Below are 26,007 nucleotides of genomic sequence, written 5' to 3'. Positions count from 1 at the left end.
GTATTCGCTGCATTCGCTGGGTGCACCGATTGTTTTATGATTGCCCGCAGTAGAGAAAGAGAAGGATACGCATTGCCCGCTTTAACCGTGCCAGTCAAAGAGGAACTCGCGAAAGTGAAACCCACCTCGCGGGCCGCTGCGATCGCCGAAATTTCGGCGATGTTCCGCTTCGGCGGGGGACTGGTGGTACGGGATTCCCGCCTGGCCCTGATGTGCGAACTTGGCCATGAACTCAGCGCGCGCCGCCTCTGCGCGCTCCTCGAACAGGTGCTCGGCGCAGATTCGGCGGTGGCGCAGGTATCCTCGCAAATGAAACAAGGGCTGCGCTACCGGATCTTGGTAGCCGACCCCCGCGAGAGGTTCGCCCACAAACTCGGGCTTTTGGATTCACGTGGCCGCCCCACCGCCGGTATTGCCACTTTTATCGTGGGCGGTACGAAAGCCGATGCGGCCGCGGCATGGCGGGGAGCTTTCCTGGCGCGCGGTTCACTCATGGAACCGGGGCGCAATGCTTCCTTGGAAGTAGTATGCCCGCAACTGGAAGCCGCCTACGGGCTAGGAGGGTTAGCCCGCCGGCTCGATATTCAGTACCGGGTACGTGAAGCACGCGGCGCCCAAAGGGTAGATATACGCGGTGGGGAAGCAATTTCTGACATGCTGGCCCGCATGGGTGCCAACGACGCCGTTATCCACTGGGAAGAATTACGCGTCAAGAAGGAAGTACAAGGCACCGTGAATCGGCTCGCGAATTTCGACGACGCTAATATGCGCCGCAGCGCCAACGCGGCCGTTATTGCCGTACTGCGCGTGCAACGCGCCTTCGAAATCCTAGGCGATGATATTCCAGCAAACCTGCGCGAAGCCGGGGAAGCCCGCGTGGCCTTCCCGAGTGATTCTTTGGCGATGCTCGGCGAACGTCTCGATCCGCCGGCCACCAAAGACGCCGTGGCCGGGCGGCTCCGGAGACTCAACGCCCTGGCTGATAAACGAGCCGAAGAACTGAACGTACCCACTACGCTCGACCACGCGCGGGCGGCCGGGCATACGGATATTTAAAGCCCCGCAAAACCGGTTTTTAAGCCCCTGGAAAACTGGCTATTTAAAGCTCCCAGAAAGCTGGCTTTACCTGCGCCTAAAGAACCTTGGGAAACCGCGGAAAACCCTGCTTCGCCGCCCGAAAAAACAGGACTTTAGGCGCTAAATAAGTATGCTCCAGTGGGCTTTGTGCCCAACGTCGCACGCCTTCTTTCCCGACTCCTGCGTTCTTCCCGCGCAAGCCTGTAAAATTACTAGTGGATACGGGAAATCTCCCGTCCCTACCCCGCAAATCCGCGGGAACCATAGAACGCGCTAAAAGCGCGTGAGGAGGAAAACTAAGTGACTGTACGCGTTGCTATTAACGGTTTTGGTCGCATTGGCCGTGCATTCGTTCGCGCCGTGGAGAAGGAAGACTTGGATCTCAACTTTGAGATCGTCGCAGTTAACGACCTGACCGACGTTAAGACGCTTGCGCATCTTCTCAAGTACGACACTGTCGGCGGCCACTTCCCGGGCACCATCGAACTCACCGAAGATGGCTTCTCTGTTGATGGTAAGGAAATCAAGGTTTTCGCCGAAAAGGATCCGGCACAGTTGCCTTGGAAGGAACTCGGCGTTGACATTGTTGTCGAATCCACCGGCCGTTTCCGCACCCGCGAAGGTATGGAGAAGCACATCGAAGCCGGCGCCAAGAAGGTAGTTCTTTCGGCTCCCGGTAAGGATGAAGACGCTACTTTCGTTATCGGTGTCAATGATGACGAATACGATGCTGCTAAGCACACCCTTATTTCCGATGCTTCCTGCACCACGAACTGCTTGGCTCCGCTTGCCAAGGTTCTCCAGGAGAAGTTCGGCATTGAAAAGGGTCTGATGACTACGATCCACGCTTACACCGCGGATCAGAACCTGCAGGATGCCCCGCACAAGGATCTGCGCCGTGCTCGCGCCGCCGCGCAGAACATCGTGCCGACCACCACCGGTGCTGCCCAGGCAGTATCCAAGGTAATTCCTGAGCTCAAGGGCAAGTTCGACGGCTACGCCGTGCGCGTTCCCGTCATCACCGGCTCGCTCGTGGACCTCACCTTCCAGACCTCCAAGGAAGGCATCACGGCGGAAGAAATCAACGCTGCTGTCAAGGAAGCTGCTGAAGGTGAACTGAAGGGCACCCTGGCCTACACCGAAGAACCGATTGTTTCGACCGATATTGTGCTCGATCCGCACCAGTCGATCTTCGATGCTTCGCTCACTAAGGTACTGGGTGACCTCGTCAAGGTTGTTTCCTGGTATGACAATGAGTACGGCTACACGGTGTCGCTGCTCAAGCTCACCGATATCGTTGCTAAGAGCCTGTAGTCAGATCGGCTAGTCCACGCAATGAATGAGGGAGGTGCCCGTGCGTATGATGTTCATGCGCACGGGCACCTTGTGCTGAAAGGAAGAATTTATGAGAACTATTGATTCGCTAGGCGATTTGGCCGGCAAGAAGGTCCTGGTACGGTCCGATTTTAACGTGCCGCTCGACGCGGAAAAGAATATTACGGATGATGGCCGTATTCGCGCTGCCCTTCCGACCCTCAACCGGTTGCTCGAAGCCGGTGCCAAGGTTATCGTGATGGCTCACCTGGGGCGCCCGAAGGGCAAGGTCAACCCGGACTTTTCGCTAGCTCCGGTAGCTAAGCGCCTGGGCGAACTGCTCGGCAAGGAAGTCACGCTGGCCGCCGATACGGTGGGCGAAGATGCCCACGCCAAGGTGGATGCGATGGCCGCGGGCGATGTGGTCCTTCTCGAAAACGTACGTTTTGATCCGCGCGAAACCTCGAAGGTTGAAGCTGAACGCGAAGAGCTTGCCAAGGAATACGCTTCTTTGGCCGATGTTTTCGTATCCGATGGGTTCGGCGTCGTACACCGTGCGCAAGCCTCGGACTACGATGTGGCCAAGCTGTTGCCCTCCGCGGCCGGGGAACTGGTGTTCAAGGAAATCGATTCGCTTTCCAAAGCCACCGATAATCCGGAACGTCCCTACACCGTAGTGCTTGGTGGTTCGAAGGTTTCCGACAAGATTGGCGTTATCGAAAACCTGCTGCAGAAGGCAGACAAACTGCTCATCGGCGGCGGCATGGCCTTTACCTTCCTGCGTGCCAAGGGCCTGGAAATCGGTAGCTCGCTATGCGAAGACGACCAGCTAGAAACTGCGCGCAAGTACATCGAGGAAGCTTCAGCTAAGGGTGTGGAGCTGCTCTTGCCAGTCGATGTAGTAGTGGCAGAAAAGCCGGAAGCGGGAGTTCCTTCCTCGATTGTTTCCGCCAACGATATGCCCGCCACCGAAGCTGGCTTGGATATCGGGCCGGAAACTGCTGATCTGTTCGCGGAAGCCATTGCTGCTTCGAAGACAGTGGTTTGGAACGGGCCGATGGGCGTGTTCGAAGTAGAAGATTTCGCGGCGGGTACGCGCGCGGTTGCGCAAGCCATGCAGGATGCCGAAGGTTTCACTATCGTGGGTGGTGGCGATTCGGCCGCGGCCGTGCGTACGCTCGGCTTCGACGAATCAAAGTTTAACCACATCTCGACCGGCGGCGGCGCTTCTCTCGAATTCCTCGAGGGGAAGACCCTGCCCGGCATTGCTGTTCTGGAGGACTAAATATGGCACGCACCCCAATTATGGCGGGGAACTGGAAGATGAACCTGGACCACTTGGAGGCAACTCATTTGGTCCAAAAGCTCGCCTGGACGCTGGAAGACGTTAAGCACGATTACTCCAAAGTGGAAGTGGTAGTGCTCCCGCCTTTCACCGATCTGCGGTCCGTACAAACCTTGTGCGAATCCGATGGCTTGCAGATTCGTTACGGCGCCCAAGACGTTTCGATCCACGACGAGGGTGCCTATACGGGTGAGATTTCTACTTCCATGCTCACCAAGCTCGGTTGCAGCTATGTGGTAGTCGGCCATTCGGAACGCCGCGAATATCACGGGGAAACCAACGAATTCATCGGCCAGAAAGCCAAGAAGGCTCTAGATGCCGGTTTGACTCCGATCATCTGCTGCGGGGAAGCCCTGCAGGTGCGGAAGGAAGGCAAGCAGGTGGAATACGTGGTAGGCCAGATCGATGCGATGCTCGCCGATCTGAGCGCTGCCGAAGTAGCGAAATCTGTAATCGCCTACGAACCGATCTGGGCTATTGGCACCGGTGAAGTGGCCACCCCGGCCGATGCGCAGGAAGTATGCGGAGCCATTCGGGCGCGCATTGCCGAACTCTTCGATGAAGCGACGGCGCAAGCCGTCCGCATCCAATACGGCGGTTCCGTAAAACCGGGCAATGTGGTTGACATTATGGCGCAGCCTGATGTTGACGGCGCCCTCGTTGGGGGAGCCAGCCTGAAGGCGGAAGATTTCGCCCGTATCGTTACCTACCAACAGTAAAGCCGGATTAGCTGACATTGGCTGACGTGACGAAGAGCGCGAACGAGCATTCCACTCGTTCGCGCTCTTCCGGCTAAGATGCATTATGTTGCAATAGTTTTCGTACCGAAAGGACGCCCCTGGTGACCGTTCTGCTCTACATCTGCGAGGCTTTTCTCCTCCTCACGAGTATCCTCCTTACCCTTTCTATCCTTTTGCATAAGGGCAAGGGAGGCGGTATTTCCGAAATGTTCGGAGGCGGAATTTCCACCTCCATGCGTTCTTCCGGCGTTGCCGAACGAAACCTGAACCGCATCACCGTGGGCTTGGCCCTCATCTGGTTCATCTCGGTGGTGCTAATCGGACTCATCGTCAAGTTCGGCTAAAACAAACTACAAAAAATGGGCTACTCGCGCAGAGTAGCCCATTTTTTTGTGCCTGTATGTGGCCTGCTTTGCCTAGTTAACGTCTTAGCTGGTGCAACTGGCTGGAGATCGTTCAGCTGGCTGGGGAGCTAGTTCAGCTTGCCGGAGCTAGCTCAGCTTGCCGGAGCTAGCTCAGCTTGCTGGAGATAGCTCTGTTGTTGGCTGGAGCTAGTTCTTTTGGCTGGAGCTAGCTCAGCTTGCTGCGGCCGCTGTTTCATCTTCGGCGTGCAAAAGCACCAGCCCTTCGGTCAATACTTTGGCGTAGGCCGGATCCGGGTTCAAATCACGCAGATCTTCGATCAGCATGGCCTCAATCGAACGGCGTGGCAAGGAGACCGCTTGGTCGTGCCGGCCCGGGCGGTGCATTACCGCATAATCGGTGCCGGGGGATCGCTGCAAACTCATTTCTTGGCCGTCAGTAAAACTGATCGCCACCGCATTCAGTGCGGTCCCGCGTTCCGAAACCAAGTGCACGCGTTTGCCGGTAAGTAAACGCAGCCAAGCCGCCATAAGTTGCGTAGAAGCATTCGAAAGGTTGCCTGCCACCCGGCAGGAAGCAATTTCCCGGTCTACGAATTCATCGAGCATGGCCGCAATATGGTTACGCCACAGCGTCACGCCCGGCCACGCCAAATCCGTATCACCCGGTTCATAGCCTTCGCCCAAAGCGCGTAGCAAACCGATCGGATCATCTACCGTCCGCGAGGTAGTAATCCGTCGCTGCGCCATCCGGCCCACATCGGTACGGGCCGGGCAGGCCGGCGAATCTTGGATCCACCAGGCCACAATCGGCGTATCCGGAAGCAAAAGCGGCGTAATCAGAGTTTCCATGTTCTCGCTTGCCGCACCGCGCGGCCGCAAAATCACGATCTCGGAGGCACCAGCTTCCGAACCGGTGCGAATCTCCGCATCCAAACGCGATTCGCTCCCCGCCGGATCGTTCGCGGCAGCAGCGCCGGAGCCCGTCGTACCCGGTGCCGTCGTACCCGGTGTGCCCGCGCCCGTCGCGTCTGTGCCCGCTGCCGAACCACCAGCAGCCGGAGCCGCCGTACCTGCCGCAGGTGCGGCATTTTCTTGCGGATTGAGGACGACGATAACGCGGGAAGGATGAGCGCGCGAAGCGCCGGCCGCCGCGGAGAGTGCGTCACGCACGCCACCTTCGGTACGGGCCACAATAATCAGGGTGAGCACACGTCCCAAAGCTCCGGAACCGGCGGTGCCGCGCAGCTCATCAATTTCCAAACCGACTCTCGCGGACGTCGTGTCCGTCATATGGCTAATCATGATCCTCCTAAGGCCTGCGCCAGGTATGGCCGTTGCGGGCAAGCATGGCATCAGCACCGGCGGGCCCCCATGTGCCCGGTGCGTAGGTTTCCAGCGTTTCGGGGGAGGAGGCCCAATATTCCTCCACTTGGTCTACGATCCGCCAGGATTCTTCCACTTCCGTCCACTGCGGGAAGAGCGGCGGTTCGCCGAGCAGCACGTCTAGAATTAGCCGTTCATAAGCTTCCGGCGTGTATTCGGTGAAAGCATGGCCATAAGCGAAGTCCATGGTCACATCGCGCAAGCGCATTTCCGAACCGGGCACCTTCGCACCCAATTTGAAGGTCACACCTTCATTTGGTTGTACCCGAATCACCAAAGTGTTTTGCCCCAACCCCGCCGCATCATGGAAGGGCAGGAAAGGTGGCCGTTTGAAAACCACAGCGATTTCCGAAACCCGCCGGCCCAAACGTTTGCCAGAACGCAAATAGAAAGGCACCCCAGACCAGCGGCGAGTTTCAATCGCCAAGGCCATGGCACCATAAGTGTCCGTTTGCGAATCTTGCGGAATTCCTTCTTCGTCCTTGTAGGAGCGCACGTACTCGCCGCCCTGCCAGCCGGCGTCGTACTGGGCCCGCACCGAGTTGAGTTCTACCGGTCCGAAAAGGTGGGTAGCTTTCAACACTTTTTCTTTTTCGGCCCGCACGGCATCCGCATGGGAAGAAACCGGTTCTTCCATAGCGGTCAGAGCCAGCAACTGGAGCAGGTGGTTTTGGATTACATCGCGGGTAGCGCCAATACCGTCATAGTATGAAGCACGCGAACCGATACCAATATCTTCTGCCATGGTGATCTGCACGTGGTCCACATGTGCCGAGTTCCAGATCGGTTCATACAGTTCATTGGCGAACCGTAGCGCCATAATGTTCTGCACGGTTTCTTTGCCCAGGTAGTGGTCGATCCGGAACACCGAATCTTCCGGGAACACGGCCCGCACGGTGGCATTGAGTTCCCGCGCGGAAGCCGCATCGTGCCCGAAAGGCTTCTCGATAACCACGCGCCGCCAGTTCCCATTTTCGCACCGGTTCAGCCCCGCACCGGCCAGTCCTTCGGTAACCACCGGGAATAACTTGGGCGGAATAGACAGGTAGAAAGCAAAATTCCCGCTGGTCCCGCGAGTTTCATCGAGTTCTTGCATGCGAGCCCCGATCGCCCGATACAGTTCGGGGGAGTCGTATTGGCCTTGCACGGTAGAAAGCCCGTTGAGGAGCTGGGCGAGCGCAGTGTCAGTAACCGGGGTTTTCGCGCCGGCGCGGATCGCTTTTTCTGCTTCCGCGTGCGCGTCGATCTCTCGGCGCACTACTCCAATGATTGAGAACGACGGCGGGAGCAAGCCCCGGTTAGTTAGGTCATAAAGTGCGGGCAGAATCTTCCGGCGGGCCAAATCGCCCGTAAATCCGAAAAGCACAATCCCGCACGGACCGGCAATTCTTTGCAAACGCCGATCTTTCAAAGCGCGTAGTGGGTTGAGAGACATCGATTCCTTATTTCACAACTAGGTACAAAACGGGCCCGCGAGTTAAAGAGTCAAATCTAACTTGGCGAAGGCAAGCGAAATTATCGCTTACTCGCGGTTCCAGAGAACGGGCCGAGGCCGGAACGGCACGCTGGCCACTCCGGCCTCGGCCGAGAAAACACTTAGCCCCTGAGATGGTGCAAGCGTGCCGGCAGCTCCCGCGCACGCGGATGGGCCTACTAGCAGATTGCCAGCGGATTGACGCTAGCAAGCGGTTTCCAGCCTGCTAGCGTCAATCCGCGCGATGCTTACAGCTACGCACGGCACTCAAGAGACCTTCTTGAACATTTTACCGGGTACTAGTTTAGCCTGCTTGTGCGATAGATTCACGAGCGGCCGCCACCACGTGCTCGGCGTCGATACCAAAGTGCTTCATCAGCTCCGCACCGGAAGCAGAATCACCGAAGCTATCAATACCGATAGCCTTACCAGCATCACCTACGTAATTGGCCCAGCCCAAGGTAGAACCAGCTTCGATCGCCACCCGGGCCTTTACCTGCGGCAAGATAACCGAATCGCGATATTCGGCAGGTTGCGCCTCGAACCACTCCAACGCGGGCAGGGAGATCACGCGTGCCCCGATACCCTCGCTAGCCAATTGCTTTTGCGCTTCTACCGCTACGGCAACTTCCGAACCGGTGGCCAGCAGCTGCACGTCTACCTTGCCGGTAGGCGAATCGGCGAGCACATACCCGCCCTTGGCTACCCCCTCCGCACTGGTACCTTCCAGGATCGGCAGGTTTTGCCGGGTGAGTACAAGACCGATCGGTCCGCTCTTATGCTCGAGCGCCGCCGCCCAAGCTGCGGCAGTCTCATTTGCGTCTGCCGGGCGTACTATCGTCAGGTTCGGCATGGCCCGCAAAGACCAGAGGTGTTCGATCGGCTGGTGGGTGGGGCCGTCTTCTCCTACGCCCACCGAATCATGCGTCCACACGTAAATCGTGGGGATCTCCATGAGCGCCGCCAAACGTACCGCGGAACGCATGTAGTCGGAGAACACGAAGAAGGTGCCGCCATACGGCCGGGTTAGCCCATCGAGCTGAATCCCGTTGAGGATCGCCCCCATCGCAAATTCGCGAATACCAAAGTGCAGGGTGCGGCCGTACTCATTACCGGGGAACATCTTCGAACCGCGATGTGCGGGCAAGAAGGAAGGCTCACCCTTCATCGTGGTCTTATTCGAACCGGCCAAATCGGCCGAACCGCCCCACAGTTCCGGCAAAGTTTGAGCCAGGGAGGTGAGGATCTCTCCGGAAGCATTCCGGGTAGCTACCGGCTTATCACCCACCTGCCACGAGGGGAGGGAATCCTTCCAACCTTCGGGGAGTTTGCCGGCGAGCACGCGGTCTAGCAACTGGCGCTGTTCCGGGTTTTCTTCCTGCCAGGCAGCGAACTTCGGATCCCAGGCGGCGCGGGCTTCCCGGGCGCGGCGCGCCGCATTTTCCCGCGTGTGGGAAAGTACTTCGGGAGCAATATCGAAGCTCTTATCTGGATCGAGGCCCAAAATTTCCTTGGTAGCCCGGATTTCGGCTTCACCCAGGGCTGCCCCGTGGGAAGCACCCGTGCCCTGCAGGTTTGGTGCCGGCCACGCAATGATCGTGGAAAGCTTGATAATCGAGGGTTTGTCGGTAACCTTTTGGGCCGCCACAATTGCCTCGTACAAGGCTTGCGGATCTTCGCGGTAGTCGCCGCCGTTCAGCCAATCCACATGTTGGGTGTGCCAACCATAAGCTTCGTAACGAGCCAGTACATCTTCACCGAAGGCAATCGAAGTGTCATCTTCGATAGAAATCCGGTTATCGTCATAAATGACGATGAGGTTGCCAAGTTCTTGGGTGCCGGCCAGGGAAGAAGCTTCCGCAGAAACTCCTTCTTGCAGATCGCCGTCTCCCGCGATCACGTACACAAAGTGATCGAAGGGGGATTCGCCCGGAGCCGTGTTGGGATCATACAAACCGTGGTTGCGGCGTGCTGCCATCGCAAAGCCGACGGCGCTGGCCAGGCCTTGGCCAAGCGGGCCGGTGCTCATTTCGACGCCCGCGGTACGGCCGTATTCGGGATGGCCCGGGGTCTTGGAACCGAAGGTGCGCAGCTGCTCGAGATCTTCCATTTCCAGGCCCGAACCGGCCAGGAATAGCTGTACGTACTGGGTGAGCGATGAGTGCCCAGCCGAAAGTATGAACCGGTCGCGGCCGAGCCAGTTTGGATCAGCCGGGTCAAAATTCATTACCCGCTGATATAGCACGTAGGCGGCCGGTGCCAGGGACATCGCCGTACCTGGGTGGCCGTTCCCGACCTTTTGGACGGCATCTGCGGCCAGTGCCCGCGCGGTATCAACCGCACGCTGATCGAGTTCCGACCACTCAAATTTCGCCATCTTCATCTCCTCTTTCAATCGGAACGAACTTCCACGTTCGCACTATTAGCAAAGTCTATTCTGTTCCCGGCCCGATGCGGGAGTATTCCACCGCACGCAAAGCACCACACCTGCAGTGCGGTTAGTGTTTACACGCCGTTGCGAGCGTGGCCGCGGCACAGTGCGTAAACTCAAAAGCGTGGAAAAGCTTAGGGGACCGCAGGCGCTCGTACGGGCGGGGCAGCAATATTTGGCACACCTCGAAGTGGAACGGGCTTTATCTAACAATACGATTGCCGCGTACCGGCGCGACCTGCAAAAATATTTTCAGCATTTGGAAGCGCGCGGGATTAGCCGCCCGGAAGAAATTCAGCAGGAAGATGTGGCGGCTTTTGCCGACACTTTGGCGGGGATGGCAAAAACTTCGATTGCCCGAGCTATAACTGCCGCTCGTTCTTTCCACGCTTTTCTTTTCGGGGAAGGGATTACCGCTACTAACCCGGCGCAAGATGTGCGCCCGCCCAAACTGCCCGGCCGCCTGCCGAAAACCCTGACGATTATGGAGATAGAACGGCTCTTGGAAGCCGCTTCGGCCGGGGAAGGAGAAATCGGCCTGCGCGACCGCGCTTTGCTGGAAATCATGTATGGCACCGGAGCGCGTGTTTCGGAAGCAGTTGGCCTGGCCATTGACGATATCGACGCCGAAACTCGCACGATTCGCCTTTTTGGTAAAGGCCGCAAAGAACGTGTTTTACCGCTGGGCAGCTACGCCATGGAAGCGGTAGAGGCATACCTGGTGCGGGCGCGCCCCGTATTGGCAGCCCGGGCCACCAAATCCACGCGGGCGAAATCCACGCGGGCCAAATCCGCGGGGGCGAAATCCGCGCCGGCAAAATATGCAAAAACACAACCTGGATCTTCGGGGAACCTGGGCCCGGGCAGCGCGTTGTTTTTGAATAAGCGCGGCCAGCCACTTTCCCGGCAAAGCGCGTGGGGAATCATCCAGGAAGCAGCGGGCCGTGCCGGTTTGGCGAGCCACGTGAGCCCGCATTCCTTGCGGCATTCTTTTGCCACGCACCTTTTGCAAGGCGGGGCAGATGTGCGGGTAATCCAGGAAATGCTGGGGCATGCTTCGGTAACCACCACGCAGATCTACACCGCCGTATCGCGCGAACGGCTGCTGGAGGTTTATGCCACGGCCCATCCGCGCGCTTTGCGGAGTACGGCAGCCGAGCATCCGGGCAAGCCACCCGCGAAAACGGCGTTAGAGCGGGAAAGGAAATCCAAGCGGAAAAAGGAATCGGAGCAGAAATAGGAAAACATCCGGGAAGATGTTCCGCGCCGTTACACGTCTTGCCGCAAACATTAGGTAACCTGGGAGTGTGACCGAACAAGACGCGCTTTTTGACCAGAGAGATTCCGTAGATTTCCCGGAGCCGCAGCCCTTAGAATCGCACGGGCCCGCCCGGATTATTGCGATGTCCAATCAAAAAGGCGGCGTCGGAAAAACTACTACTACGATCAATTTGGCTGCCGCGCTGGCCGGGTATGGGCGGCGCGTACTCGTGGTGGATTTTGATCCGCAAGGGGCTGCCTCGGCTGGTTTGGGAATCGATCCGCGGTCCTTAGACCGCACGATTTATGACGAACTAATTGCCGATAAACCGGATGTGCGGCGCATTATTACGCCCACGAGCGTGGCGGGCTTAGATCTGGTGCCTTCCAATATTGATCTTTCCGCTGCCGAAATCGTGCTGATTAACGAAGTGGCGCGCGAACAAGCTTTGGCGCGTGTGCTCCGCCCGGTGTTAGACGAGTATGACCTGATCATTGTGGACTGTCAGCCGTCGCTGGGCTTGCTCACGGTAAATGCGCTAACCGCCGCACACGGCGTGATGATCCCTTTGGAAACCGAATATTTTGCCATGCGCGGGGTGGCTTTGCTCGTGCAGCAGATTGAACGCGTGCAAGACCGCCTCAATCCGCGGCTGGTTATTGACGGCGTGCTTCTTACCATGGTTGATCGGCGCACTTTGCATGCGCGGGAAGTGGTCAATTCGGTGCGGGAAGGATTCGGGGACAAGGTGTATAACACTTATATTGCCCGGACGGTGAAGTTCCCGGATGCCACGATTGCCGGCCAGCCGATTACGGATTATGCGCCCGAACATCAAGGAGCGCAGGCTTACCGCCGCTTCGCACGGGAAGTTATAGCGCGAGGGCAGTGTGCATAACCCAGAACAATCCGGAGAATTTGAGGTAAACCTCGAGGTGTTTTCCGGGCCGTTTTCGGTGCTGCTAGATCTGATAGCGAAACGGAGCCTGGACCTTACGGAAGTGGCGCTCGGCGAAGTAACTGACGAATTTATCGCCTTTATCCGCGCCCAAAAAGAGTTCGATCTTTCCGCGGCCTCGGAGTTCCTCGTCGTCGCCACTACTTTATTGGCAATGAAAGTAACGCGGTTGCTCCCGCGTTCCGAAGACGAAGCAGAAGACCTCGAATTTTTGGAGCAACGCGACCTGCTTTTCGCCAAGCTTTTACAGTACAAAGCGTATAAAGAGGTAGCGGAAAGTTTTGGGGCTCGGCTCGCACGCGGAGCCGGCGCCGTTCCGCGCAATGTGGCCCCCGAACCCGAATATGCGGACGCGCTCCCGCCCGTGCGCATAACGCTGACGGTGGAGGAATTGGCGATGCTTGCCGTGCAGGCCTATACGCGCAGTCACACCGAACCAGTTGTGGAAATCACGCATTTGCATGATCCGGTGGTTCCGGTTTCCACCCAGGTGGAGTACATCGAAACCCAGGTGGCCGGGGGAGCGGATGTTACGTTTGCGCAGTTGTGTGCTGATGCGCCCAATGGGCAGACCGTGGTTTCCCGGTTTTTAGCCGTTTTGGAGCTGATTCGCCGGCGCGCGATCGCCGTGCACCAAGATGCTCCGCTCGCCCCGCTACATATTCGTGCCACTCCGGCAGAAGATACGGGCGCGCCCCTTACCGGTGAGTTCGACGACGCCGCCGCTGCGGAATCTGCCCGCCCGGAAGGCGCGGAGGAGGAAGAAAACTGTGGATGAACATAAAGGTGCCCTGGAAGCGCTCCTGTTTATTGCGGATAACCCCTTGCCGGTAACCCAGTTGGCGGCGGCAATCGGGCAAAACGAAGAGGTCACCACGTTACTTTTGGAAGAATTGCAAGAGGAGTACGCGCAGGGTCGGCCGCGCGGTTTCGTGTTGCGCAATGTGGGAGGCGGCTGGCGGTTTTACACCAATCCGCAATTCGGGGAGATTGTTACCGCACACCTCGTGGAGGGCCATTCGGGTAAACTATCCACCGCTGCGCTCGAAACTCTGGCGGTGATTGCCTACCAGCAGCCCGTTACTCGCGCACAAATCGCGCAAGTGCGGGGAGTATCGGTAGATGGTGTGGTGAAAACTTTGGCGACCAGAGGGTTCATTGAGCCGTGCGGGGAAACGGAAGTTACGGGCGCAACGCTGTGGGGAACAACGAATTATTTTCTGGAAGCGATGGGCATGAATTCCTTAGACGAATTGCCCCCGCTGGCGCCCTATTTACCCGCGCGCGGAGAACTTGATGAAGTGGAGAAGGAAATTCGATGAGAGAACGCTTGCAAAAAGTAATGGCGAATGCGGGAGTGGCCTCCCGGCGCCATTCGGAAGCCATGATTGAACAGGGCCGGGTGGCCGTAAACGGGGAGATTGTTACTCGTTTGGGCACGAAGGTAGATCCGGATAAAGATGTTATCCATGTGGATGGGATGCCGGTTCCCACTCGCCAAGACGATATTACGATTGCCTTGTACAAGCCGCCGGGCGTGGTTTCCACGATGGAAGATGAGATGGGCCGGCCCTCCCTGGCTCAATATGTGGAAGATCGCCCGGAACGGCTCTACCATGTGGGGCGGCTCGACGAAGATACGGAGGGCATTATTCTGCTTTCCAATAATGGCGAGCTCACGCACCGGCTCACCCACCCGTCTTATGAAGTTCCCAAAACCTATGTGGCGCGAGTAAGCGGGCAGGTCACGCGCGGTTTGGGCCGCGTTTTGGAAAACGGCATCACTTTGAAAGACGGCCCGGCCAGCGTAGACAAGTTCATTTTGCGTGAATCTCAGCCGCGCAATTCGATTGTGGAACTAACTTTGCATGAAGGTCGTAACCGTTTGGTGCGGCGCATGATGGGCGAAGTGGGCCACCCGGTACTGGAACTGGTACGCATCCAGTTCGGCAATATTAAGGCCGGCCGCTTGCGCCCGGGCCAATACCGGATTATTGGTGGTTCAGAACTTTCTACACTGATGCATATGGTAGGAATGTAATGTTTTCCACCGTGCGTATTATCGGGGCTGGTCTGCTTGGCGCTTCCCTCGGTTTGCGTTTGCAACTAAGCGGTTCGCAGATAGACCTCGAGGATGCTTCGCCGGTGGCGGTGGCCCTGGCCCGCGATTTGGGGGCCGGGCAGGTTGCCGGCCCCGATTCCGCCACCCCGGAACTGGTAATTGTGGCCGTGCCGCCCGATGTGACCGCGCAGCTAGTGTGCCAAGCACTGGACCGTTTCCCACAGGCCTTGGTGATAGACGTCGCCTCCGTGAAAGAAAAAATCGCGGAACAAGTAGCTGATCACCCGCAGGCCGCACGCTACCTGGGTTGCCACCCGATGGCCGGGCGGGAAAGAAGCGGGGCGATTGCCGCTGACGCGGACCTGTTTGAAGGCCGGCCGTGGGTTATCTGCCCGCGCCCCGAAAACCGGAAAGAAGATATTTCGCGCATCCAGAACTTGGCGATTGAAGTGGGTTCGGTGCCGCGCATTATGCCCGCTGCCGAACATGATGAAGCCGTGGCTTTGGTTTCGCATGTGCCGCAATTGGCTTCTTCTTTGGTGGCCGGAGCTTTGCGGGATGCATCCGAAGACCAGTTGGCGCTGGCCGGGCAGGGGTTGCGTGATACTACGCGGATTGCGCATTCGGATGCCTCGCTGTGGGCTTCAATCGCGGCCGGAAACTGCGCGCGCATAGCCCCGATTATGCGGCAGATTTCTGCGGAGGCAGCTACTTTGGCGCAGGCTATGGAAGCCAGCACGGATGATCCGGTTACCGGGCCGGCTGCTCTTGCGGTTGCCAAAGTGGTAGCTGCTGGTAATGAGGGCGTGAACAGGATTCCGGGTAAGCACGGTGGGGCACCGCGCCGCTACGCCACGGTCACGGTGTTGGTCCCCGATAAGCCTGGCCAACTTGGCAGGCTTTTTGGCGACGCCGGTGAAATTGGAGTAAATATCGAGGATTTGCGAATGGAGCATTCGCTAAATCAGAAAGTGGGGCGCGTGGATCTTTCGGTGGTCCCCGCCCGGGCGGACTTTTTGGCCCACGGCCTGGAAGCTCGCGGCTGGCAAGTAATCCTCGAAGAAGGGACGCAGTAAACGGTGAAAAGCGCGGACAATACGGAAACTGCTGCCAGCAACCCGCCGGTGGTGATTGCGATTGATGGGCCCAGTGGCGCCGGGAAATCTACCGCCGCCAAAGCCGTGGCACGGCGCCTAGGTATTGGGTATCTGGACACGGGTGCCATGTACCGGGCTGCCACCTGGTGGGTTTTGCACAAAAATATTTCTTTAACTCCCGGCGAGATCGACGACGCCGCAGTAACCGCTGCCGTGCGCGAAATGGACCTGCAAATGCCGTTGGATCCGGACCAGCAAACGATCCGCCTGGCGGGGGAAGACATTACGCAGGCGATTCGCAGTTCGGAGATTGCTCGGAAGGTTTCGGCGCTGTCTACCAATTTGGAGGTGCGGGATATACTCGTGGCCCGGCAAAAAGCAATTATCGCCGGGGCGCGGCCGGGGATTGTGGCGGAAGGCCGCGATATTACTACCGTGGTGGCGCCCGAGGCCCAAGTCCGGATCTTATTGACGGCTTCCGCTCAAGCTCGTTTGGCCCGCCGCGCTGCTCAAACCCGAGGCAAAGTGGATGCGCAAGCCCTGGCACAAACCCGGCAAGAAGTAGTGGGCCGGGACGAAAAAGATTCCACCGTAGTGAATTTCACCGATCCAGAGCCTGGTGTGGAATTGCTCGATACCAGCGATCTGAATATTGAGCAGGTTGTAGATAAAATAATGGCTTTGGTACCGCTGGACGGTTTGGGGCCGCTGGAAAAAACCGATACGAAGCACGCGGAACGTGCAGCGGCACAGCAGACGCACAAAGTACAGTGACCGGCCGGAAGGATAGGCGATAGGCATGAGTAAGCAAGAATTTGCGGGCGTGGAGTTCCCGGAAGGTATTGACCCGTCCGATTTCGTGCCCGCCGACGGGGCGGCAGCGGAAGGTGCCTCCGAAAATGATGCGGCCCGGGAACGGGTGATGCGCGCCAGCCTGGATGCCTATGATCTTTCGGAAAAAGATCTGGCGATGCTCGCGGGCGAGGATTCCGCCGCGGCACTCGGCGCCGAAGGTGGTTTACCCGTCGTCGCCGTGATTGGCCGGCCCAATGTAGGCAAATCTTCGCTCATTAACCGAATCGTGGGGAGCCGGGTCGCGGTGGTGCAAGACGAACCTGGTGTCACCCGGGACCGGGTGTATTACGACGCCGAATGGTTGAACCGGAGATTTACGCTGGTAGATACCGGCGGGTGGGAAACCAATGCGCGTGGGATCCACGAATCAGTAGCAAACCAAGCGGAAATTGCGATGCACAGTGCGGACGCGATTATTTTCGTGGTAGACGCCACCGTGGGGATTACGAATACGGATGAGGCTTTGGTACGTGTGGTCCGCCGCGCGAATGTGCCGGTAGTCCTGGCCGCGAATAAGGTTGATTCGCAAACGCAAGAGGCGGATGCGGCTTACCTGTGGAGTTTGGGGTTGGGCGAGCCGTATCCGATTTCGGCCCTGCACGGGCGCGGCACGGGTGACATGCTCGATGCCCTCATGGAGGTGCTGCCCGAAAAGTCACAGGTAGCAAATCCGCGGCCCAGCGGCGGGCCGCGCCGGATAGCCCTGGTAGGCCGGCCGAATGTGGGGAAGTCTTCCTTGCTCAACCAGCTGGCGGGGGAGAACCGGGTGGTTGTCAATGAACTCGCGGGTACCACGCGTGATCCGGTAGATGAAGTGGTAAACCTGGCGGGTAAGGACTGGATTTTCGTGGATACCGCGGGGATCCGGCGCCGCCTGCACCGCACCCGCGGCGCGGATTACTATTCTTCGCTCCGCACCCGCGGCGCAATCGCCCAAGCCGAACTTGGCTTGGTGCTCATTGATGCTTCCGAACCGCTTTCCGAACAGGATATTCGGGTGATTCAACAGGTGATTGACGCCGGTTTGGCACTCGTGATCGTCTGTAATAAGTGGGATGAAGTTGATGAGGAACGCCGCCACGAACTGGACCGCGAACTGGAAGAAGAGCTCGTGCAAATGCAGTGGGCTGAACGCGTGAACCTTTCGGCGAAAACCGGTTGGCACACCAATCGTTTAGCCGGGGCCATGGAACGTGCCCTGGCCTCTTGGGATAAACGCATAACGACGGCGAAGCTCAACGCTTTCCTAGGGGAGACCGTAGCTGCCCACCCGCACCCGGTGCGGGGCGGAAAACAGCCCCGGATTTTGTTCGGCACCCAAGTTTCGGCCCGTCCGCCACGGTTCGTCCTCTTCGCTTCAGGCTTTTTGGAACACGGCTATCGCCGGTTCCTCGAACACCGCCTACGCGAAGAATTTGGCTTTGCGGGCACGCCAATCCAAATTTCGGTGCGCGTGCGTGAACGCCGCCGCAAATAGCGGGCCCGTAACCGCGTCACGGCACAAACAGCGGGCGCGTAACTGCGCCACGGCGCAAACAGCGGGCGCGCGCAAGGGCGTAAATAGCGGGCCCGTAACCGTGCAGTCAGGGGGCGTTCAATCGCTCCACCGGTAGCGGGCCCGTTACGGTTCCAATCGGCCTGGCGTTACGCTTCCAATCGGGCTGGCCTAGTGCAGGGCGGCCGGGAGCACGATGTGCGCGGAAGCGGGGAGCTTTTCAAACTCTTCCACCATGCCGGAGGCGATCTTCCGGGCCCGCCCGAAAGGCAACCTTTCTACCGGTGCCGATACTGAAACGGCGATCTTACTGCCATCGGGAAGATTTAGCGGGACGGAAACACAGGCAATCCCGGTCTCGTTTTCTTCGCACTCGTAGGCCCAGCCTTCGCGCCGCACGCGCTGCAGATTCTCCTTAAAGCTCTGCCGCAATTCCAGGGTGCGAGCCGAGCTGGGGACGCGTTCGTAATACCAATCAATTTCTGAGTCCGTCAGTTCGGCCTCACCGAGCAAAGCCCGGCCGAGCGCCGTCGTCGCCGCCGCAACCTCCCGGCCCACATACGAAACCACTCGGATAGCTCGCGCGGGCTCTACTTTATCGATATAGCGGACCTTGTCATTAACCAGAATCCCGGCATGCACCAGTTCGTTGTAGCGAATCGAAATACTGCGCAAGGCAGGGCGAATAGATTCCAACAAAGTTTCGGTGCGAGTGGCATATCTCACCAGGGGAGTGATGCCGTCACCCAGGTAATAGTTCCCGGTCACGATGTCTTGATCTACCCATTCGCGCGCCTTCAAAGTAGAAAGCGTGTGATGCACCGTAGCTTTATTAGCTTCTATTGCAGCGGCAATTTCCCCCAAGCTTTCCCCTTGCGGGCCACATTCGGCAAGATACTCAATAATCGTTAGAGCACGGTCAATTGAGGACAGCCGCTTTACCGGTTCACGCCGTTTACTACGCGCCTCCCGTAAAGCGCGGGCATTAATAGGTTCTTGCCGTGCCTGCTGCTCTTCGCCGCTCATACAAAACTCCTTACACGCCTCCGGTTACCGCTGCGAAAACGCACGGGCCGGTGGCTCCTGATGCACCCGCAATCCACCACAAATCATGTATAGCGCGCCGCAGCGCGCTACCTGTGGGCCAGCACCTTGCGGCCAGCTTCATTGACTTTCAGCCCGGCGGGTGCGAGATATCCGCGCCACAGCCTGGGCTTTTATCGTGCGCGGAAAAGAAAACGATGTACGGCATATTTTAGCGACAGCAACCCGGTTTGAGGAAATGAAGTATAAAGCGCAACAATTTAGGACCCTAAGCACGCCCAAAAATCTAAAAAACCATGTAAACTGTTTCCATCCGCTAAACGTGCGTTTCGCATGGTGAAACGATGTCGGGCAAGACCCAGCCTGGCACCCACCCGGAAGAGCGCGCTGGCATGGCCGCCAGCCACCCTTTCGAGCGCGCTGCATTCGTTATAACCAGATTGTAACTGGGGGTACTCATGCCAATACTCTGGCTCTGTGTGGGCATTGCGCTAATGCTCGTTTTAAACATCAAATTCAAGTGGAATTCCATGCTGGCGCTCCTCCTTGCCGCGGTCATAGTGGCTTTGGCGAACGGGCTCACCCCTTCCGCCGCTCTGGATTCGATCACTAAAGGTTTTGGTTCCACGCTCGGCTCGCTGGCGATCATTGTGGTTTTTGGGGCCATCATCGGCAAACTCATGGTCGATTCGGGAGCTTCACATGTTTTAGCGAGCACGCTGATTGATAAATTCGGCGTGCGGTTTATTCGCGTGGCGGTAGCGATTATCGGCGTCATCTTCGGAATCGCCATGTTCTACGAAGTAGCTTTCCTCATGCTTGCCCCGCTCGTTATTTCCATTGCCCGGGAAGCCAAGATTTCCTGGCTTAGTCTGGCCGTTACCGGGGTAGCGGCAGCAACCGTGGCGCATTCAATTTTCCCTCCGCAGCCCGGACCGGTAGCCCTGATCGAGGCCTACCATTCCGATTACGGCACGGTTTACCTGCTGGGGATTCTTATGGTGATCTGCATGATCGCCGTGGGTGGCTTCCTTTATCCGCGTCTGTTGCACAAATGGTCGGGTATGACGGGCCGGCCGGTACCCAATTTCATGCGCAAGGATGAGGACGTCGTCATTGATAATCCGCCCTCGTTTGCGGTTTCTCTGTTCGTTCCGCTATCGCCGGCGCTCATTATGATCGCCGTCACCATCTGCAATATTTTTGTAGATAAGGAAAGCACGCTTGGGCAATGGCTGAACTTCTTCGGCTCCTCCCAAGTAGCTATGGCAATTGCTTTGCTCTTGGCCTTCGTACTCTTTGGTACCCGCCAGGGCCACGATATGAACTGGAACATGGAGCGTTTCAATTCTGGTGTTTCCAGCATTGCCGGCGTCATTATGATCATCGGCGCGGGTGGGGCATTCAAGCAAGTGGTACTCGATTCCGGGGTGGGCGATTATATTGGCGGCCTAATGACGGCCGGCTCTGTTTCGCCGTACATCATGGCGTGGTTGATAGCCGTCATTATCCGGCTCGCCACGGGCCAAGGTGTGGTGGCGGCAATGACAGCTGCTGGTATAATTGTGGGAGCTGTCACAGATCCGGCAACGGGGATGATTATCTCCACAATCAATCCCGCTTTGCTGACTTTGGCTACTGCCTGCGGGGCAAACTTCTTGACCCACATCAATGATGCGTCCTTCTGGCTCTTTAAGAGTATTTTGATCTCTCGATCAAGGAAACGCTCATTACGTGGGGCGGGTTGCTTGCAACCGGGTCCATCACCGGTCTCGCCTATGTCATGGTCTGCTCGATCTTCATATAAGCGAAGGCTGATAGCACATCGCAAAACGCGGGGTGTAAAGCCAGGCTCCTCGGGGAGCGAACTACAATCAAAGGTGATAAATCTATGAAATTAAATATTGAGTCTCTCAGTACCGATGCTGCCGCGTATGCCGAAGCCGGCGTGCGGGTTCCTCGCTTCGACGTGGCAAAGATGCAGGCCGAAGGTAAGAAATCGCCGCGTTGGGTACACCTGGGTGCGGGCAATATCTTCCGCGTTTTCCAAAACCGTATTGCCGACGACCTCCTTGCCGATGGCGAGTTCTGGCCGATTACCGCGGTGCAGCCGCGCGGCCCGGAATCTTTGGAACGTTCCTTGCGGGCATATGACGATCTCACCTTGGCCGTCACCCTTTCCAATGCGGCCACCGAATACCGCGTAATTGCCGGTATTTGCGAATCTCTAGCTTCGGAACGCGAAGAAGATTACGAACGCTTGCGGGAAATCTTTACCCAACCGCAGGTATCGATCGTCACCATCACGATTACCGAAAAGGGCTATGTGATTACTGATTCCCATGGCAACCTGCGGGAAGACGTACTTGCTGAACTCGCAAACGAGCCGGATTCGAACCACTTGCACACCATGGTGGAACTGGCGGGCCTGCTCTACGCCCGGTACCAAAACGGGGGAGCCCCAATCACCCTTATCTCCACCGATAACTTCTCCCACAATGGCGATGTGCTGAAGACAGCGCTGACCACGATTGTGGAAGCTTGGGCGCAGCGCGGCGCGGTTCCGGCAGAGTTCGTTGCCTGGTTGGAAGACGAAAAGAACGTCACCTACCCGATCACCGTGATCGATAAGATCACCCCGCGTCCTTCCGAAAAGGTAGCGGCACAGATCGCCGAACTCGGGTTTACAAACCTCGGGATCGAACTTGTAGGCCGCACCCCAATGGCTGGTTTCGTGAATGCGGAACCGGCAGAATACCTGCTCATTGAGGATAAGTTCGCGGGTGCTCGCCCGCCGCTTGAGAAGTACGGCGTGATCCTTACTGATCGCGAAACCTGCGATAAGTTCGAGCGGATGAAGGTTACTACCTGCCTCAACCCGCTCCACACTGCCCTTGCCATTACGGGATGCCTCTTGCGCTTCCCGACCATTGACTCCGAGATGCGGGACGCAGATCTTTCGCGGCTCGTCCACATCCTCGGTTACCAAGAAGCGATGCCGGTGGTCACCGATCCCGGCGTCGTTTCTCCGGAGGAATTCCTCAAGGAAGTGCTGGAAGTTCGCTTCCCGAACCAAGCCCTGCCCGATTCTCCGCAGCGTATTGCGATGGATACTTCGCAAAAACTGCCGATCCGCTTCGGCGTCACTCTCACTGAGTACCAGAAGCGGGGGCTGGATATGGACAGCTTGGTTGCGATCCCGGTGGTCTTTGCCGCTTGGTGCCGCTACCTGCTAGGAGTCGCCGACGACGGCGAGGCCTTCGAACCTTCCTCCGACCCGCTCCTGGAAGAACTCCAGGCGCTGCTTAAGGATGTCAAGCTGGGCCAGCCCGTGGATGCCCACGCGGTACTTCAGCCCATCCTCTCTAATGCCAATATCTTTGGCCTGGATCTCTACACCACTCCACTCGCGAGCAGGGTAGAGGCCCTGTTTACTCGCATGGTCGCCGGCCCCGGCGCTGTTCGCGCAACTATTCACGAGGAGATTAGCAAGTAATGAAAATGACGTTCCGTTGGTACGGTGAAGGAAACGACCCGATTCCGCTCCAGTACATCAAGCAGATCCCCGGTGTTTCCGGCATTATGGGAACTCTCGCCTACAAAGAAGCAGGTGAGAACTGGGAAAAGGACGAAATTAAGAAGCTGGTAGACGGCGTCCATGCCGCGGGCCTGGAATGCGAAGTTATCGAATCCGTCAACGTTCACGAAGATATTAAGCTCGGGCTTCCCAGCCGCGATGAATATATCGAGAACTATAAGACGACGATCGAAAACCTGGCCGAATTTGGCGTAAAGGTTATCGTCTACAACTTCATGCCCGTTTTCGACTGGCTGCGTACCGATCTGGCCCACGTGGATCCGGAAGATGGCTCCAATTCGCTCTTCTATGATGAAGACGAAATCCAGGGCATGACTCCGCATGACATCGTGGCCAAGACGGCGGAAGGCTCCGGCGGGCTCACCTTGCCGGGTTGGGAACCCGAACGTCTTTCCCACCTCGATGAGGTTATGGAAAAGTACCAGGGCATGACGGGGGAGAAGCTTCTAGAAAACTGGAAGTACTTCCTGGATGCCATTATTCCGACATGTGAAAAGGTCGGAATCCGCATGGCTTGCCATCCTGACGATCCGGCGTGGGATCTGTTTGGCATTCCGCGGGTGTACAAGAGCCTGGAAGATATTGATCGGATTCTCGATCTTAACGATTCGCCGGCGCACGGCCTGTGCGTTTGCATTGGCTCGCTGGGTTCAAATGTGAATAACGATGTGGCTGCGATCCTGCGTCATGTGGGTAAGCGTGGCCGGCTCGTCGCTTCGCACTTGCGTAATGTGAAGCACTTCTCGGAGCGTACCTTCAAGGAAGCTCCGCACCTTTCGCGTACCGGTGACCTTCCGATGGAAGAAGCCGTGGAAGCGATTTACGACGTCGAGAAGGCTGCGGCCGACGCTGGGCAACCCTATGAGGTGTACGTGCGGCCCGACCACGGCCGGATGATCTGGGGCGAAGAAGGCCGTCCGGGCTACCCGCTCTACGATCGTGCGCTCGGCACCCAGTACCTACTCGGGCTCTGGGACGCCACCAAGAAGCAAAAGGAGAAGGCGAGCAACTAATTATGGCGAAAAAACAACTTCCTGACGTACTACCGTTCTTGGAGGCCAATCCGGTTATCCCCGTCGTCGTCATCGATAATGCGGACGACGCCGTCGCCACCGGTGAGGCACTAGTTGCTGGCGGTATTCACTGCGCCGAGGTCACTTTCCGGACCGAAGCTGGCCGCGAAGCCGTCCAGAAAATGTCTGAAGTTGCGGGCATGACGGTGGGAGCCGGCACGGTTCTCAACCGGGAATGGGCCGAGGAAGCGGCCGATCTGGGGGCGAAGTTCTTCGTTAGCCCAGGTTGGAGCGAAGCCGTGGCCGAGGTTGCCATCGAACGCAATATTCCCTATCTTCCGGGCTTGCAGACAGCCACGGAAATCATGGCGGCTCTGGAATACGGCACGCGTGCCGTCAAGTTCTTCCCCGGTGGGGAAGCTGGTGGCCTGAAGATGGTTCGGGCCTTGCGCGGACCGTTCCCTGAGCTTCTCTTCGTCCCTTCGGGCGGAGTGAATGCCAACAACATCACCGAGTGGATTTCGGATCCGGCCATCGCGTCCGTTTCCGGATCCTGGACGGTCAAGCGCGCCCTCATCAACGAACACAAATTTGAGGAGATCACGCGCCTTTCTAAAGAAGCAATTGATAAAGTCAAGGAGACTGCGCAGTGAGCGAAGAACTTAAGGTTAAATCCGCTGAGGAGACGACTTATGACGTCGTCTCGCTTGGCGAGGTGATGCTGCGGCTAGATCCGGGCGATTACCGGATTCGTACGGCTCGCACTTTTGCGGCCTCCGAAGGTGGCGGCGAGTACAACGTGGCTCGCGGCTTCCGCCGGGCATTCCGCAAACGGGGTGCGATCCTCACGGCACTGGTCCGCAACGAAGTGGGCCTGCTGCTCGAAGATCTCATCCTGCAAGGTGGTCTGGATACCCAATTCATCCACTGGGTGGAAGATGATGGTATCGGCCAGGCCGCCCGTAATGGCCTGAACTTCACGGAACGTGGCTTCGGGGTCCGCGGGGCGGTCGGTTGCTCCGATCGCGGCCACACCGCGATTTCCCAGGCCAAGCCAGAAGATTTCGATCTGGATTATCTCTTCGGAGAACTGGGTGTACGGTGGCTACACACCGGCGGTATTTACACCGCTCTTTCGGAACAGACCGCCCAGACGGCCCGCGCTGTAATGGCCAAGGCGAAGGAATACGGAACGGTGATCTCTTACGATCTGAACTTCCGTTCTTCCCTGTGGAAGGACCATGGAGGCAAGGCCCGTGCCCAAGAGGTAAACCGGGATCTGGCCCAGTACGTAGACGTCATGATCGGCAACGAGGAAGACTTCACGGCTTCCCTCGGCCTGGAGATCGAAGGCGCCAACGAAAACCTGGATAACCTGCAGGTGGAATCCTTCCGCAAGATGATCGAGAAGGCCACGCAAACCTTCCCGAACTTCAAGGCAATTGGGACCACCATGCGCCAGGTACGTACCGCCTCCATCAATGATTGGGGAGCGGTGGCCTGGATGCAGGGTCAAGGCTTCGTGCAGGCACGCCAGCGCGACGGCCTGGAAATCTTTGACCGGGTAGGCGGCGGTGATTCCTTCGCTTCCGGCCTTATCTACGGGATCATGGAAACCGGCGATATCGAAAAGGCAGTAAACCTGGGCGCGGCCCACGGTGCGCTGGCTATGACGACGCCGGGTGACACCACGATGGCCTCCCTCGAGGAAATCGAAAACCTGGCAGCCGGTGGCTCGGCGCGCGTGAAGCGCTAGACTGTAGCTACCATATTTCCCAGCGGTGGGGTGTGAGGGCTACCTGCCCTCACACCCCACCGCCTATACTTTTGCCATGTTCACGGAACTTCGTAAGTAGACATAAAGGAGTGGCGATGACTTTTGTGAATATCTGTGCCCTGTCTTATCCGCAAGGTGCCGAGAAGATGATCGAGGAACGTTTCGCTCACCGGGCCGAAATGGTAGACACTATGGAAGGCTTCTGGGCGTTCAAGTTAATGCGCCCGGTAGAAGGCGAAAACCGCTATTACGTGGTAACCGAATGGGAGAGCGAAGAGGCCTTCAATAAATACATGGAATGGCGCGATACTCGCCCAGATCCAGCAAAACAGCCGCAGAATACCGGCATGGAAATAACGCTCATGAATTTCGAGACCGTCGAAGATACGGAAGTGGCCGGCAAGTAACCCTGCCGGCGCGCGCTTTTGTTAGCTGCGTGGTTTTGTTTTTGCCGTACGGTTTCGTTAGCTGCGTGGTTTAGCCAGCCGTATGGTTTTATCGGCACAATAAAACCGCCTGCTTTACCAAATCTTTTCTCCCACTTTGTACCGCCGCCCCGAATTTTCTCACCACTGAGAATTAATTCGGAGCGGGTACCGAGTGAGCCGATCTGCAAAGCAGGCGGTGCTGACTATATTTCTAGTTAGCGTTGTATTTATTTTTGCAAGGGATAATCACGCCGGGACCGGTTCCTCGAAATCACGCAACTTTGCGTGCG

23 protein-coding genes are annotated in these 26,007 nt (G+C 57.7%); 19 read left to right on the top strand and 4 right to left on the bottom strand.

The genetic code is table 11. The features are described 5' to 3' along the window. Positions 1-36: 36 nt before the first annotated feature. From whiA to secG, 5 genes are all read left to right on the top strand, one after another. Positions 37-1,056, top strand: coding sequence for a DNA-binding protein WhiA (gene whiA / locus H8274_RS05465; protein WP_185934044.1), 1,020 nt, complete (start codon positions 37-39; stop codon positions 1,054-1,056). Positions 1,057-1,377: 321 nt separating this feature from the next. After that, entirely contained in the window at positions 1,378-2,391 is a 1,014-nt protein-coding gene (gene gap, locus H8274_RS05460) for a type I glyceraldehyde-3-phosphate dehydrogenase (protein ID WP_185934043.1), read from the top strand. A gap of 91 nt (positions 2,392-2,482) precedes the next feature. Next, the gene (locus H8274_RS05455; RefSeq protein ID WP_065415293.1) at positions 2,483-3,676 is read left to right on the top strand and encodes a phosphoglycerate kinase; all 1,194 of its coding nucleotides are present in this window, start codon (positions 2,483-2,485) and stop codon (positions 3,674-3,676) included. 2 nt (positions 3,677-3,678) lie between these two features. Beyond that, the gene (gene tpiA, locus H8274_RS05450) at positions 3,679-4,455 is read left to right on the top strand and encodes a triose-phosphate isomerase (RefSeq protein ID WP_185934042.1); all 777 of its coding nucleotides are present in this window, start codon (positions 3,679-3,681) and stop codon (positions 4,453-4,455) included. A gap of 122 nt (positions 4,456-4,577) precedes the next feature. After that, complete coding sequence (secG, locus tag H8274_RS05445) at positions 4,578-4,820, top strand: preprotein translocase subunit SecG (protein ID WP_049619103.1); 243 nt, start codon at positions 4,578-4,580, stop codon at positions 4,818-4,820. Positions 4,821-5,051: 231 nt separating this feature from the next. On the opposite strand, the gene H8274_RS05440 is transcribed toward secG, so the two are convergent. From H8274_RS05440 to tkt, 3 genes are all read right to left on the bottom strand, one after another. Next, positions 5,052-6,131 carry a glucose-6-phosphate dehydrogenase assembly protein OpcA gene (locus H8274_RS05440; RefSeq protein WP_244924534.1) on the bottom strand — a complete coding sequence of 360 codons (1,080 nt, stop codon included), beginning with the start codon at positions 6,129-6,131 and terminating at the stop codon, positions 5,052-5,054. A 19-nt stretch (positions 6,132-6,150) separates the two neighbouring features. Further along, complete coding sequence (gene zwf, locus H8274_RS05435) at positions 6,151-7,659, bottom strand: glucose-6-phosphate dehydrogenase (protein WP_049619101.1); 1,509 nt, start codon at positions 7,657-7,659, stop codon at positions 6,151-6,153. A 343-nt stretch (positions 7,660-8,002) separates the two neighbouring features. Then, on the bottom strand, positions 8,003-10,075 hold the full coding sequence (gene tkt / locus H8274_RS05430; protein ID WP_143021766.1) for a transketolase: 2,073 nt from the start codon (positions 10,073-10,075) through the stop codon (positions 8,003-8,005). Positions 10,076-10,253: 178 nt separating this feature from the next. Here tkt and H8274_RS05425 point away from each other — a divergent pair, with 178 nt between their 5' ends. The 8 genes from H8274_RS05425 (at position 10,254) to der (ending at position 17,839) form a co-directional block, all read left to right on the top strand. Continuing rightward, entirely contained in the window at positions 10,254-11,369 is a 1,116-nt protein-coding gene (locus tag H8274_RS05425; RefSeq protein ID WP_185934041.1) for a site-specific tyrosine recombinase XerD, read from the top strand. 67 nt (positions 11,370-11,436) lie between these two features. Continuing rightward, a complete protein-coding gene (locus H8274_RS05420) occupies positions 11,437-12,288 on the top strand; it encodes a ParA family protein (RefSeq protein WP_049619099.1) in 852 nt (283 codons plus the stop codon). Continuing rightward, positions 12,281-13,126 carry a segregation and condensation protein A gene (locus tag H8274_RS05415; RefSeq protein ID WP_185934040.1) on the top strand — a complete coding sequence of 282 codons (846 nt, stop codon included), beginning with the start codon at positions 12,281-12,283 and terminating at the stop codon, positions 13,124-13,126. The genes H8274_RS05420 and H8274_RS05415 overlap by 8 nt, the downstream gene beginning before the upstream one ends. Further along, positions 13,119-13,670: an SMC-Scp complex subunit ScpB gene (gene scpB / locus H8274_RS05410; RefSeq protein WP_083078671.1), complete on the top strand. Its 552-nt coding sequence runs from the start codon at positions 13,119-13,121 to the stop codon at positions 13,668-13,670. Before H8274_RS05415 ends, scpB begins: the two co-directional genes overlap by 8 nt. Further along, positions 13,667-14,389, top strand: coding sequence for a pseudouridine synthase (locus H8274_RS05405; RefSeq protein WP_049619097.1), 723 nt, complete (start codon positions 13,667-13,669; stop codon positions 14,387-14,389). The genes scpB and H8274_RS05405 overlap by 4 nt, the downstream gene beginning before the upstream one ends. Continuing rightward, a complete protein-coding gene (locus H8274_RS05400; protein ID WP_185934039.1) occupies positions 14,389-15,486 on the top strand; it encodes a prephenate dehydrogenase in 1,098 nt (365 codons plus the stop codon). Before H8274_RS05405 ends, H8274_RS05400 begins: the two co-directional genes overlap by 1 nt. Before the next feature lie 3 nt (positions 15,487-15,489). Continuing rightward, positions 15,490-16,281, top strand: coding sequence for a (d)CMP kinase (cmk, locus tag H8274_RS05395; protein WP_185934038.1), 792 nt, complete (start codon positions 15,490-15,492; stop codon positions 16,279-16,281). A 25-nt stretch (positions 16,282-16,306) separates the two neighbouring features. After that, a complete protein-coding gene (der, locus tag H8274_RS05390; protein ID WP_185934037.1) occupies positions 16,307-17,839 on the top strand; it encodes a ribosome biogenesis GTPase Der in 1,533 nt (510 codons plus the stop codon). A 189-nt stretch (positions 17,840-18,028) separates the two neighbouring features. Here the strand turns inward: der and H8274_RS05385 are convergent, their stop codons facing one another. After that, positions 18,029-18,883, bottom strand: coding sequence for an IclR family transcriptional regulator (locus H8274_RS05385; RefSeq protein ID WP_083078674.1), 855 nt, complete (start codon positions 18,881-18,883; stop codon positions 18,029-18,031). A 497-nt stretch (positions 18,884-19,380) separates the two neighbouring features. Between H8274_RS05385 and H8274_RS05380 the strand changes: the two genes are divergently transcribed. The 6 genes from H8274_RS05380 (at position 19,381) to H8274_RS05355 (ending at position 25,696) form a co-directional block, all read left to right on the top strand. Next, the gene (locus H8274_RS05380) at positions 19,381-20,796 is read left to right on the top strand and encodes a gluconate:H+ symporter (RefSeq protein WP_244924533.1); all 1,416 of its coding nucleotides are present in this window, start codon (positions 19,381-19,383) and stop codon (positions 20,794-20,796) included. Continuing rightward, positions 20,793-22,397 carry a mannitol dehydrogenase family protein gene (locus H8274_RS05375; RefSeq protein WP_185934036.1) on the top strand — a complete coding sequence of 535 codons (1,605 nt, stop codon included), beginning with the start codon at positions 20,793-20,795 and terminating at the stop codon, positions 22,395-22,397. Before H8274_RS05380 ends, H8274_RS05375 begins: the two co-directional genes overlap by 4 nt. Next, entirely contained in the window at positions 22,397-23,512 is a 1,116-nt protein-coding gene (locus H8274_RS05370; protein ID WP_049619091.1) for a mannonate dehydratase, read from the top strand. The genes H8274_RS05375 and H8274_RS05370 overlap by 1 nt, the downstream gene beginning before the upstream one ends. Before the next feature lie 2 nt (positions 23,513-23,514). Next, positions 23,515-24,165 carry a bifunctional 4-hydroxy-2-oxoglutarate aldolase/2-dehydro-3-deoxy-phosphogluconate aldolase gene (locus H8274_RS05365; protein WP_049619090.1) on the top strand — a complete coding sequence of 217 codons (651 nt, stop codon included), beginning with the start codon at positions 23,515-23,517 and terminating at the stop codon, positions 24,163-24,165. After that, complete coding sequence (locus H8274_RS05360) at positions 24,162-25,268, top strand: sugar kinase (protein WP_049619089.1); 1,107 nt, start codon at positions 24,162-24,164, stop codon at positions 25,266-25,268. Before H8274_RS05365 ends, H8274_RS05360 begins: the two co-directional genes overlap by 4 nt. A 116-nt stretch (positions 25,269-25,384) precedes the next feature. Next, complete coding sequence (locus tag H8274_RS05355; protein ID WP_185934035.1) at positions 25,385-25,696, top strand: antibiotic biosynthesis monooxygenase family protein; 312 nt, start codon at positions 25,385-25,387, stop codon at positions 25,694-25,696. The last annotated feature ends 311 nt before the right edge of the window (positions 25,697-26,007 follow it).

Origin of the sequence: Actinobaculum suis, from assembly GCF_900618115.1 — a bacterium.
Lineage (GTDB): Bacteria > Actinomycetota > Actinomycetes > Actinomycetales > Actinomycetaceae > Actinobaculum > Actinobaculum suis.
The sequence above is the reverse complement of the archived record's forward strand: the minus strand, read 5'-3'. Positions and strand labels throughout refer to the sequence as shown.

Bases quoted from the DNA above. Each gene is read 5' to 3' on its own strand.
- whiA (WP_185934044.1), top strand. From the start codon at position 37: ATGATTGCCCGCAGTAGAGAAAGAGAAGGATACGCATTGCCCGCTTTA.
- H8274_RS05455 (WP_065415293.1), top strand. From the start codon at position 2,483: ATGAGAACTATTGATTCGCTAGGCGATTTGGCCGGCAAGAAGGTCCTG.
- tpiA (WP_185934042.1), top strand. From the start codon at position 3,679: ATGGCACGCACCCCAATTATGGCGGGGAACTGGAAGATGAACCTGGAC.
- H8274_RS05440 (WP_244924534.1), bottom strand. From the start codon at position 6,131: ATGACGGACACGACGTCCGCGAGAGTCGGTTTGGAAATTGATGAGCTG.
- zwf (WP_049619101.1), bottom strand. From the start codon at position 7,659: ATGTCTCTCAACCCACTACGCGCTTTGAAAGATCGGCGTTTGCAAAGA.
- tkt (WP_143021766.1), bottom strand. From the start codon at position 10,075: ATGGCGAAATTTGAGTGGTCGGAACTCGATCAGCGTGCGGTTGATACC.
- H8274_RS05405 (WP_049619097.1), top strand. From the start codon at position 13,667: ATGAGAGAACGCTTGCAAAAAGTAATGGCGAATGCGGGAGTGGCCTCC.
- H8274_RS05400 (WP_185934039.1), top strand. From the start codon at position 14,389: ATGTTTTCCACCGTGCGTATTATCGGGGCTGGTCTGCTTGGCGCTTCC.
- der (WP_185934037.1), top strand. From the start codon at position 16,307: ATGAGTAAGCAAGAATTTGCGGGCGTGGAGTTCCCGGAAGGTATTGAC.
- H8274_RS05385 (WP_083078674.1), bottom strand. From the start codon at position 18,883: ATGAGCGGCGAAGAGCAGCAGGCACGGCAAGAACCTATTAATGCCCGC.
- H8274_RS05375 (WP_185934036.1), top strand. From the start codon at position 20,793: ATGAAATTAAATATTGAGTCTCTCAGTACCGATGCTGCCGCGTATGCC.
- H8274_RS05370 (WP_049619091.1), top strand. From the start codon at position 22,397: ATGAAAATGACGTTCCGTTGGTACGGTGAAGGAAACGACCCGATTCCG.
- H8274_RS05365 (WP_049619090.1), top strand. From the start codon at position 23,515: ATGGCGAAAAAACAACTTCCTGACGTACTACCGTTCTTGGAGGCCAAT.
- H8274_RS05355 (WP_185934035.1), top strand. From the start codon at position 25,385: ATGACTTTTGTGAATATCTGTGCCCTGTCTTATCCGCAAGGTGCCGAG.